Origin of the sequence: Bradyrhizobium sp. 179 (genome assembly GCF_023073535.1) — a bacterium.
Lineage (GTDB): Bacteria > Pseudomonadota > Alphaproteobacteria > Rhizobiales > Xanthobacteraceae > Bradyrhizobium.
In genome coordinates this window covers 139971-150099 of sequence record NZ_JADPJR010000069.1, presented here as the reverse complement: position 1 = coordinate 150099, position 10129 = coordinate 139971, and the positions used below count along the sequence as shown (strand labels likewise).

Sequence of the window (10129 nt, the reverse complement as noted above, 5' to 3'; positions counted from 1 at the left end):
AGGCGTGGACTGACCCTGCAACCCTCGACACCCGAACGGCACGAGGTTGTCACCCATGTCTCAGGTACGACCTGTTACCCATGTGTCCGGGCCGGACACAGCTCGGCTGGCGGAGACGGAGGGATTCGAACCCTCGATAGGCCTTTACAAGCCTATAACGGTTTAGCAAACCGCCGCCTTCAGCCACTCGGCCACGTCTCCAATATGCCGGGTATGCCCGACACAGCGGCGAGCCGCAAGCGGCAGAATTGAGGTCGGCGGGTTCTTTTCACCTGAAAGCTGCCAGGCGGGCGGCTGCTCAGGCACCCGGAGGGATCCGCAGCGCGCGACCACCAATGCGCGGCGTCTTTATGTATGTAATGTATGTGTCCGCCTCCGGTGGCCGGACCGCCGGATTCGCCAATGCGAGGACGAGGTCGGCACCGCCTCACCGGCCGGACGTTGAACCAGACGCCGGATCTGCGCCGGCATGGAAAGTCCGAGACCTTGATCTTGGACACACCGGCTCCTGCAGCCGGCAGGGTTCCAGGTTATCGGGGCGATCTGAATCGCAGCCCTGACCCATGCTCAACCGGGCGTGCCCGTAAGGGCGGTTCCGGATGCGATTCTCCGCTCAGTGGGCGGAAACCCACGCCCTCGCCTCACGCTGCGCGGCCGAGATCTCGGCCTCCGACATCTGCCCGGCGACTTCCTGGCGCAGCGCGACGGCGTCCTTGCGGCCCTTCAGCGCGGCGAGGTTGAACCATTTATGCGCGGCGACGAGGTCGACGAGGCCGGAGCGGCCGCTCGCCCAGTAGATCCCGCGTTCGAACAGCACGTCCGAGAGCGCGCTCGCGCCGATCGGCGTCGCCGTCTCCAGATCGAAAGTACCCTGAAACATGTCGCATCCCCTTTTTCTTATGCCGCCCCGTTTCCCCGAGCGCGGCTCCCGTCCAACTCTGAATTCGCATGATCCTTCCCGGAAAACCGGAAGACCACTTTTCCGGGATCATGCGCTGTTCAACTCATCCCCGAGGCTTTTTTGCCCAATGCCGTTTGCCGGCTTGTTGGAGGCGATGATGGCGGGCAAATTTGAATGGCAGTTTAAGTATCGCGATGAAGCAGACGTAAACGCGAGCGCGCGGTGTTTGCGCAGGGAATTCAAAAAGCGCCTGACTTGCAAGCACTTCTGCGCTTCGTCAGATTCGGTTTACCCTGCGATTTTGGGAGAACGATAACCATCGCGCAGGGTCGGACGCGCGTTGTGGGGGTCTCGCGTGCCGCTCGCTGTCCTCACCCGCGCAGGCGCGTGACCGAGTGTTTCGCCGACAGCAGTCATCAGTCGAGACGCCGCGCTGTACTGGCTCGCCAGGTCCAAGCCGGGCGATGACACTGCACACGTAGAACGGCACTCGGGCTACAGCAGACAGCCGACATGGGCGCAACGCCCAGCTTGCCCAAGACAGGGCGAGCAAGCGCGCGACCGCGTCGCAGTCAGATCAGCAATGCCTGGGGAATGGAATGCCGGCAATGCCCCGGCCTCAAGAGAACGAGGGCGTCGGCGAACACGTCAGGACCAGATTTCACTTCGGCCCGAAGGCCGCTTGTGAAATTGCGGAGCCCTTGAGGAGAACCGCACCGAACGAAGAAAACTCGTTTCTTCTGCCGGGCCGCAAGAGACGACCCGACCGTTGACCTGATGTCTCGCCGACACCCTCTATCGTCGACCAGAACCCTTAGAAGGCGCTGATGACGTGCCGGCTATCTGGAGCCGGCAACTTCAGAAGCGAAGTTACTTCTTCTTCTTCGCGACCTTGCGGGTCTTCTTCGCAGTCTTCTTCACTGCGCTCTTCGCCTTCTTCGCCTTCTTCGCTTTCTTGGCCATGTTGCCCTCCGATGTGTGAGATGGCTTTAATCGCTGCGTGCACTCGGGGATCGAATGCACTCATCCCGAATACACCAACACGAAGAAAAAAACAGCGTCTCGCTTAAAGAAGTGTTGACGACGCAACGCGCGTGCGCTTGGCGAGCGCGGCGCAAGCGCACTGCATTACATGTGCTTGCGATCGCAGAGAGTGGGCGCATCGTCGGCGTCTGCAACAGATGCGATTGCAGAAAAACACTATGCAGAAAGTATTTTTCTGCACACACGCATCGCGCATGATCGATGTGACGACGCGCATCGTCGATCCCACGATTGCCTCGCGAAGGCGTTTCGCGGACTCTGAGTCGCGAGTTTTGGCAACGAAAAAATTTTCATGCTTAACGGCACGAAGGCTCGCCTGAGCGTGTGCAAACCGCCGTTTTGCGCGAATCGCGTGCCTGCGATTCGGTCGCCGCATCGCTGTCGATCCGATGAAGTTGCCGCCGAGGATGCGCGCGAGCGCCGCACCGAGAGCCGACAACGAGGTGACGGAGCGTACTCGTCACCTCGTTCGAACGCCGAGGCTAGACGCCGAGCTTGGACTTGAGCAGGTCGTTGACGCTCTGCGGGTTGGCCTTGCCGCCGGACGCCTTCATCACCTGGCCGACGAACCAGCCGAGCGACTGCGGCTTGTCCTTGACCTGCGCGGCCTTGTCGGGATTGGCCGCGATGATGTCGTCGACCACCTTTTCGATCGCCGAGAGGTCGGTGACCTGCTTCATGCCGCGGCTTTCCACCAGCGCGCGGGGATCGCCGCCCTCCTGCCAGACGAGCTCGAACAGATCCTTGGCGATCTTGCCTGAGATCGTGCCCTCGCCGATCAGGTCGATGATCGCGGCGAGTTGCTCCGCGTTGACGGGAGAGCCCGTAATATCCCGGCCTTCCTTGTTGAGACGGCCGAACAGCTCATTGATCACCCAGTTCGCCGCCATCTTGCCGTCGCGCGCGCGGTTGGCGAGCTTGTCGAGCACCGTCTCGTAGAATACCGCGCTCTCGCGCTCGGCGACCAGCACGCTCGCGTCATAGGCCGACAGGCCGAAGTCGGCGACGAAGCGCGTCTTCTTCTTGTCCGGCAGCTCGGGCAGCTTCGCCTTCAGATCGTCGACGAACTCCTGGCTGAACTCGAGCGGCAGCAGGTCGGGATCGGGGAAGTAGCGGTAGTCATGCGCCTCTTCCTTGGACCGCATCGAGCGCGTCTCGCCCTTATTGGGATCATAGAGCCGCGTCTCCTGCTCGATCTCGCCGCCGTCTTCCAAGATCTCGATCTGACGCCGCGCCTCGTATTCGATCGCCTGACCGATGAAGTTGATCGAGTTCATGTTCTTGATCTCGCAGCGGGTGCCGAGCGGACCGCCGGGCCGGCGTACCGAGACGTTGACGTCGGCACGCAAGCTTCCCTTCTCCATGTCGCCGTCGCAGGTGCCGAGATAGCGCAGGATCGAGCGCAGCTTGGTCACATAGGCCTTCGCCTGCTCGGCATCGCGGATGTCGGGCTTGGAGACGATCTCCATCAGCGCCACACCGCAGCGGTTGAGATCGACAAAGGACATGCTTGGCGACTGGTCATGCAGCAATTTGCCCGCATCCTGCTCCAGGTGCAGCCGCTCGATGCCGATGGTGACGCTGCGACCGCCGTCGAGCTCGATCAGCACCTCGCCCTCACCCACCACCGGCGATTTGTACTGGCTGATCTGGTAGCCTTGCGGCGAGTCCGGATAGAAATAGTTCTTGCGGTCGAACACCGAACGCAGATTGATCTTTGCGTTGAGGCCAAGCCCGGTCCGGACAGCCTGCCTGACGCATTCTTCGTTGATGACGGGCAGCATGCCCGGCATCGCGGCGTCGACCAGCGAGACATGGCTGTTCGGCTCCCCGCCGAATGTGGTCGAGGCGCCCGAGAACAGTTTTGAGTTCGAGATCACCTGGGCATGGATCTCCATGCCGATGACCATCTCCCAATCGCCGGTGGCGCCCTTGAGAAGCTTGTGCGTGGCCGTGCTCATGTCTTGCTCCCAAGCAGCGTGGCAACGATCCGCTCCCACTCTGCTTCCAATGAATCCTTTGCCGCGGGCTGACCGGCCTGGCGGTACCAGTAGCCAGCATTGCCGAGATCACCTTCGACGCGGTGCAGATACGCATGCACCCAGGCCGCCTCGCGGCTGCTCTCGTCCTGGACTATTCTGTGTGCGCGGTCCCAGTCGCCCTTGGCCGCCCACCAGAGGCCGGCGAGCGACGCGTTCAATTCCGGCGCAGGCGCCGCGCCGTCAAGGCTCGCGATGAACGCGGCGACATTCACCACCACCTCGCGGGCGTGAAGCGGCCGGCAGCCTGCTCGATCACCTCGCCGAGCGAGAACAGCGTCTCTTCGTCGAAGGGACGGCCGATCAGTTGCAAGCCGAGCGGCAGGCCCTGCGCGTCCTTGCCGGCGGGCACGGCGATGCCGGGCAGGCCCGCCATGTTCACGGTCACCGTGAAGATGTCGTTGAGGTACATCTCGACCGGATCGGCGCCGCCCTTCTCGCCGATGCCGAAGGCCGCCGACGGCGTCGCCGGGGTTAGGATCGCATCCACGCCTTTGGCGAAGCAGTCCTCGAAGTCCTTCTTGATCAGCGTTCGTACTTTTTGCGCCCGCAGGTAATAGGCGTCGTAATAGCCGGCCGAGAGCACATAGGTGCCGATCATGACGCGGCGCTTCACCTCTGCGCCAAAGCCCTCGGCCCGGGTGTTTTCGTACAGCTCGATGATGTTCCTGCCCTGCTCGCGCAGGCCGTAACGCACACCGTCATAGCGCGCGAGATTGGAGGACGCCTCTGCCGGCGCCACGATGTAATAGGCCGGCAGCGCATATTTGGTGTGCGGCAACGACACCTCGACAAGCTCGGCGCCGGCGCTCCTGAGCCAGTCCGCGCCCGCGCTCCAGAGTTTCTCGATCTCGGCCGGCATGCCGTCGAGACGATACTCCCTGGGGACGCCGATCTTCATGCCTTTCACGGACTTGCCGATCGCAGCCTCGTAGTCCGGCACCGGGATGTCGACCGAGGTCGTATCCTTCGGATCGTGCCCGGCCATCGAGCGCAGCAGCATCGCGGCATCGCGCACACTGCGCGCGATCGGGCCGGCCTGGTCAAGCGAGGAGGCAAAGGCGACGATGCCCCAGCGCGAGCAGCGGCCATAGGTCGGCTTGATGCCGACGGTCGCGGTGAACGCGGCCGGTTGGCGGATCGAGCCACCGGTGTCGGTCGCGGTCGCGCCCATGCAGAGCAGCGCCGCTACGGCCGAGGCCGAACCGCCGGACGAGCCGCCCGGCACCAGCGTCGCGTTCGAACCGTCGCGCCGCCAGGGATTGCCGACCGGGCCGAAGCAGGAGGTCTCGTTCGACGAACCCATCGCGAACTCGTCATTGTTGAGCTTGCCGAGCAACACCGCGCCGTCGCGCCAGAGCTGCGACGTCACGGTCGATTCATAGGTCGGTACGAAATTGTCGAGGATCTTCGAGCACGCCGTGGTGCGCACGCCCTTGGTCGCGAACAGATCCTTGATCCCGAGCGGGATGCCGGCGAGCGGACCGGCGTCGCCCCTGGCGATCCTGGCGTCCGCCTCGCGCGCCATGCTGCGCGCCTGGTCCGGCGTCTCCATGACGAAGGCATTGAGCACGCGCGCAGCTTCGATCGCGGACAGATGCGCATCGGTCAGCTCGAGCGACGTGAAAGTCTTGTCGGCGAGACCCTTGCGGGCCGCGGCGAGCGTCAGCGATGTCAAATCGGTCATTTATTGATCGGGCTACAGAAGAACGGAGACAGGGTCTTGTCGTTGGCCGGGTCGTCTTTTTTGGCGGCTGCTTTTGCGGCGGCCTCGATCTCGTCGAGCACGGCATTGACGGCGACGTCGGGATCGGCAGCCTTGCCCTGCCGCTCCATCTTGTCGAGATAGGTCATGTAGGCCTGATAGGCCTTCTCATCGTCGCAAAGCAGACACATCGGACCACGTCCTAAAAGTTATTCGACGACCTTCGGCACCTGGAAAAAGTGACCTTCGGTCGCGGGCGCGTTGGCAACGATATCATCGGCGATCTCGCCGTCCGTGACGACATCCTGCCGTTTTTTCATCTGCATCGGCGTGACCGAGGTCATCGGCTCCACGCCCTCGACATTGACCTCCGAGAGCTGCTCGACGAAGGCGAGCATGGCATTGAGCTCGCCCTGGAGATGCGGAACCTCGTCCTCGGAAACCGCAATGCGCGCCAGATGCGCGATGCGGCGGACGGTCGTGGCGTCGACGGACATTATATAAGGCCTCTCACGGCAAAACCTATGTGCCGTATAGCAGAGGCCGGTTTTGCGCCGCAACCGGCGCTTCCCGCCTATCCAGCGAGCGCTTTCATGCGAGCCAGCGCCGATTTGGCGAGATCGCGGGTCAATTCGGCCGCAGGGACATCCCGGCCGAGGGCCACGGCCTGCCCAGCCCAGAGATTGGTGAAATCCACCCTCCCCTGCTTTTCGGCAGCCGCTTTCAGGGGCCCGAGCGCGGTCGCAGCATGGGGAAAGGGAGGTGCATCCGGCGAGATCGGGCCGGCCTCGCGCATCAGCCGGTTCTGCACCCCGCGCGCAGGACGCCCGGTCATGACATTGGTGATGACGGTGGATTCGTCGTCGGCCTCGGCCAGCGCCTTGCGGCCTCCCGCCGTGACCTTGGATTCAGGACAGCGCAGATAGGCGCTGCCGATCTGCACACCGGATGCACCGAGCGCAAAGGCCGCGGCAATGCCGCGCCCATCCGCAATGCCGCCGCAGGCGATCACCGGCACCTTCACGGCATCGACGACCTGCGGCACCAGCGCAAAGGTGCCGGGCTGTTCCGCGATCTTGTCGGTCAGGAACATGCCGCGATGACCGCCCGCCTCGGCGCCTTGCGCGATGATGGCATCGACGCCGCGCTGCTCGAGCCAGACCGCTTCCTTCACCGTGGTGGCCGACGAGATCACGAGGCAGCCGGCTGCCTTCACCCGCTTGAGCAGAGCTTGCTCCGGCAAGCCGAAGTGAAAGCTGACGACTTCCGGCTTCAGCTCCTCGACCACCTCACAGAATGCCGCGTCGAAGGGCGCACGGTTCGCCGCAGCGATCGGCGCCGCCGGATCAAGACCGTGCTCGGTGTAATAGCCCGCAAGCCGCTGCTTCCAGCGTGCCTCGGCCTCGGTCGTGAGCTCTACCGGTGTGTGGCAGAAGAAGTTCAGATTGACCGGTGCCTTCACGTTCTGGCGGATGAGACCAACCTGCTCGCGCGCCTTCTCCGGCGAGATCATCGCGCAGGGCAGCGACCCCAGCGCCCCGCCCTGCGCGGCCGCAATCACCAGCTCCGCATCCATCACGCCCGCCATCGGCGCCAGCACGATCGGGAATTCGGTCTTGAAGAGATCGATCAGTCGACGGTCAGGCCACATGGTGTGTCTCTTTCTCGTTTTTGCTTACCCTCCCCTGGAGGTGGAGGGTGAAAAACTCTACGCCGCGACGACCGAGTTTCTCCGCCCGGCCAGGAGTTGCTCCGCCTCCGTCGCAATCCGCTCCACGATCTCCGCGGCGGACGGAATGTCATGGATCAGTCCGACGGCCTCGCCGGCAAAAACCGCAGCGACCTCGAAATTGCCCGCGGCCTTCGCCGCAGCATACTCCGCGGCGACCTCGCTTGCGCGCTGCATCAACTCGATCTCGCGGCCGGTCCAGCGCTTGATGTGATCATTGATCAGCGAGCGCGCAGTGAACGGCGCCGGCCAGAACAGATTTCGCGACCAGTCGAAGACGACGCCGCGCACGGTATCATTGCTGTCGGCTTCACGAATGCGCCGCTTCGCTTCCTCCGCGCCATTGGCCTCCACGCTCGCATAAAAGCGTGTGCCCATCAGCACGCCGGATGCCCCCAGCATCAACATTGCAGCGAGGCCCCGGCCATCCGCGATACCGCCGGCCGCGACGACCGGCACGCGTCCTGCCGTGAGATCGACGATCGCAGGCACGATGTCGATCGTAGTGCGCGACGCGCCATGGCCGCCAGCCTCGGTACCCTGTGCGATCAGGATATCCGCGCCGGCATCAAGCGCCTGCTTCGCCATGTCCTCGCTCTGCACCTGGCAGATCAATCGCGCGCCGCCCGCCTTGATGCGCGGCCCGAACGGCGCGGGATCGCCAAACGACAGCATGATGGCCTGAGGCTGGGCGTCCAGCGTAATGTCGAGAAGCTCCGGCTGTTTTGCCAGGCTCCAGGTGATGAAGCCGATACCGAACGGCGCAAGACCCTCCAGCTCCTTGGTCTCGGCCTCCAGCCGGGCCTGGTCGCCGTAGCCACCACCCAAGATTCCGAAGCCGCCGGCACTGCTGACGGCACGGGTCAACCGGCTGCCTGCAATGGTGTCCATGGGAGCCGACAGAATGGGATGCTTGATCCCCAGAAGCTCTGTCAGCGGCGTGGCGATCGGCATGCGTCCTCCCACTCTGGACAGGAACATTAGCCGCGAATAGCATTCTCTAAAATTGAATTCTAGAGAACGCTGCCATCTCAAATGCGGAACGATTCCATGGAACTCAGTGATCTCCAGACCTTTGCCATCGTCGCCCGCACCGGCGGCATCACCCGCGCCGCCGAAGAGCTCAATACCGTGCAGTCCAACGTCACCCAGCGCGTGAAGGCGCTGGAAGCCGAGATCGGCACGCCGCTGTTCGAACGTCACAGCCGCGGCATGACGCTGACCGGTGCCGGCAAACGCCTCCTGCCCTATGCGCAAAAAATGGCGGCGCTGTCGCGTGAAGCCGTGCTCGCCGCGCAAGATGACGGTGAGCCGAAGGGACCGCTCGCGATTGGATCGATGGAGACCACCGCGGCCGTGCGGCTGCCGCCCGTGCTGGCGGATTTCCACCGCCGTTTTCCTGCCGTGCGCCTTTCTCTGCGCACCGCAACCACGGCCGACCTCGTCGCCGCCGTGCTCGACGGCTCGCTCGACGGCGCCTTCGTCGCGGGTCCCATCGCGCATGCCGAGCTCATAGCGACGAGCGCCTTCCGCGAAGAGCTGGTGCTGGTCAGCGCGCGGCGCTGGGCTTCGTTGGCCGAGCTGCGTGCCGGCACGCCGGAGCCCGGCCCGACGGCGCTGGTGTTCCGCACCGGCTGCACCTACCGCCAACGGCTCGAGCAGGTGTTCGTCGAGTTCGGCTGGCCGTCGGCGGCGCGCTTCGAGCTCGGCACACTCGACGGCATGATCGGCTGCGTCGCTGCCGACATGGGCGTGACGCTGCTGCCGCGCATTGTGGTCGAGCGCAGCGCGATGAACGGAAGCGTGTCGATCCACGCGCTGAGCCCGTCGCATGCGCGTGTCGAGACACTCTTCATCCAGCGCCGCGCCGGACATCAATCCAGCGCACTGAGCGGCTTTGCCGCTTGCCTGAAGCTGGACCAGGACGTCATCGCCGCCTGACGAAGAACTTGATCGTCGCCTTGATCACGAAATGATCGTGAAAGTCACCGCGAGCGCCGGCGTTCATCTCACTGAAATTCATCGCCACAAATCTGTCGTGTCCAGCAATGCGCGGCGCAACGGCCCAGATCGCTTCGAGCAGACCGAACGGTCAGGTGCCCTGGAGAAAATCGAGGCCGAGCCGAACGCGCAGGACGCGGCAAACACGCCGAATAATGCGAGCGCATCCATGTTCCGGGTTCACTCCGCAGCGCGACGCGTGATATGCGCTAAGCCATGCCGGCTCTTATCCTGCCTCTCGTCGATGCTGCAACACACTGGCCCGCGCGCGGCGCGCTGGTCGGGCTTGACTTAGGTACCAAAACCATCGGCGTTGCCGTGTCCGATCCCGACCGGCGGTTGGCGACCGGCGTCGAGACGATCCAGCGCAAGGCGTTCAAGCAGGATGCCGCCCGGCTGCTCGCGATCGCGGCTGAACGCAGGGCAGCCGGTTTCGTGCTCGGCCTGCCCATCAACATGGATGGCAGCGAGGGCCCGCGCGCGCAATCCACCCGTGCCTTCGCCCGCAATCTTGCCGGCCTGACCGCACTCCCCATCGGCCTGTGGGACGAGCGCCTCTCGACGGCGGCAGTCGAGCGCGAGCTGATCGGCATGGACGTCAGCCGCGCCAAGCGCGCCGAGGTGATCGACGAGCACGCGGCGATCTTCATCCTGCAAGGCGCGCTCGACCGCCTCGCCAATCTTCGCGCTCGCCCGGGGACGGACTGATC

The 10129-nt window shown here is 64.1% G+C and carries 11 protein-coding genes and 1 tRNA gene; 3 read left to right on the top strand and 9 right to left on the bottom strand.

Annotated elements, in window-relative coordinates:
• Positions 1 to 107: 107 nt before the first annotated feature.
• The 9 genes from IVB12_RS17395 to IVB12_RS17355 all read right to left on the bottom strand — a co-directional run bounded on the left by IVB12_RS17395 (position 108) and on the right by IVB12_RS17355 (position 8372).
• Positions 108 to 201 (bottom strand) — tRNA-Ser (locus IVB12_RS17395).
• Between the two features lie 412 nt (positions 202 to 613).
• Positions 614 to 880 (bottom strand): hypothetical protein, encoded by a 267-nt coding sequence (locus IVB12_RS17390; RefSeq protein ID WP_247300795.1) that lies wholly within the window; start codon positions 878 to 880, stop codon positions 614 to 616.
• Between the two features lie 1547 nt (positions 881 to 2427).
• Positions 2428 to 3906, bottom strand: a complete 1479-nt coding sequence (gene gatB, locus IVB12_RS17385) for an Asp-tRNA(Asn)/Glu-tRNA(Gln) amidotransferase subunit GatB (protein ID WP_247300794.1) — start codon at positions 3904 to 3906, stop codon at positions 2428 to 2430.
• Positions 3903 to 4205, bottom strand: coding sequence for a hypothetical protein (locus tag IVB12_RS17380; RefSeq protein ID WP_247300793.1), 303 nt, complete (start codon positions 4203 to 4205; stop codon positions 3903 to 3905). The genes gatB and IVB12_RS17380 overlap by 4 nt, the downstream gene beginning before the upstream one ends.
• Entirely contained in the window at positions 4196 to 5671 is a 1476-nt protein-coding gene (gene gatA / locus IVB12_RS17375) for an Asp-tRNA(Asn)/Glu-tRNA(Gln) amidotransferase subunit GatA (protein WP_247300792.1), read from the bottom strand. The genes IVB12_RS17380 and gatA overlap by 10 nt, the downstream gene beginning before the upstream one ends.
• Complete coding sequence (locus IVB12_RS17370) at positions 5668 to 5880, bottom strand: hypothetical protein (RefSeq protein WP_247277029.1); 213 nt, start codon at positions 5878 to 5880, stop codon at positions 5668 to 5670. The genes gatA and IVB12_RS17370 overlap by 4 nt, the downstream gene beginning before the upstream one ends.
• Positions 5881 to 5898: 18 nt before the next feature.
• Positions 5899 to 6186: an Asp-tRNA(Asn)/Glu-tRNA(Gln) amidotransferase subunit GatC gene (gene gatC / locus IVB12_RS17365; RefSeq protein ID WP_247300791.1), complete on the bottom strand. Its 288-nt coding sequence runs from the start codon at positions 6184 to 6186 to the stop codon at positions 5899 to 5901.
• Between the two features lie 77 nt (positions 6187 to 6263).
• Positions 6264 to 7340 carry a nitronate monooxygenase family protein gene (locus tag IVB12_RS17360; RefSeq protein ID WP_247300790.1) on the bottom strand — a complete coding sequence of 359 codons (1077 nt, stop codon included), beginning with the start codon at positions 7338 to 7340 and terminating at the stop codon, positions 6264 to 6266.
• A gap of 57 nt (positions 7341 to 7397) precedes the next feature.
• Positions 7398 to 8372 (bottom strand): nitronate monooxygenase, encoded by a 975-nt coding sequence (locus IVB12_RS17355; protein ID WP_247300789.1) that lies wholly within the window; start codon positions 8370 to 8372, stop codon positions 7398 to 7400.
• 96 nt (positions 8373 to 8468) lie between these two features.
• On the opposite strand from IVB12_RS17355, the gene IVB12_RS17350 reads away from it, so the two are divergent.
• From IVB12_RS17350 to ruvX, 3 genes are read left to right on the top strand one after another with little or no spacing between them, the layout of a single operon-like run.
• Positions 8469 to 9359, top strand: coding sequence for a LysR family transcriptional regulator (locus IVB12_RS17350; protein WP_247300788.1), 891 nt, complete (start codon positions 8469 to 8471; stop codon positions 9357 to 9359).
• Positions 9360 to 9390: 31 nt separating this feature from the next.
• On the top strand, positions 9391 to 9714 hold the full coding sequence (locus IVB12_RS17345; protein ID WP_247300802.1) for a hypothetical protein: 324 nt from the start codon (positions 9391 to 9393) through the stop codon (positions 9712 to 9714).
• Positions 9636 to 10127, top strand: coding sequence for a Holliday junction resolvase RuvX (gene ruvX, locus IVB12_RS17340; RefSeq protein WP_247300787.1), 492 nt, complete (start codon positions 9636 to 9638; stop codon positions 10125 to 10127). The genes IVB12_RS17345 and ruvX overlap by 79 nt, the downstream gene beginning before the upstream one ends.
• The last annotated feature ends 2 nt before the right edge of the window (positions 10128 to 10129 follow it).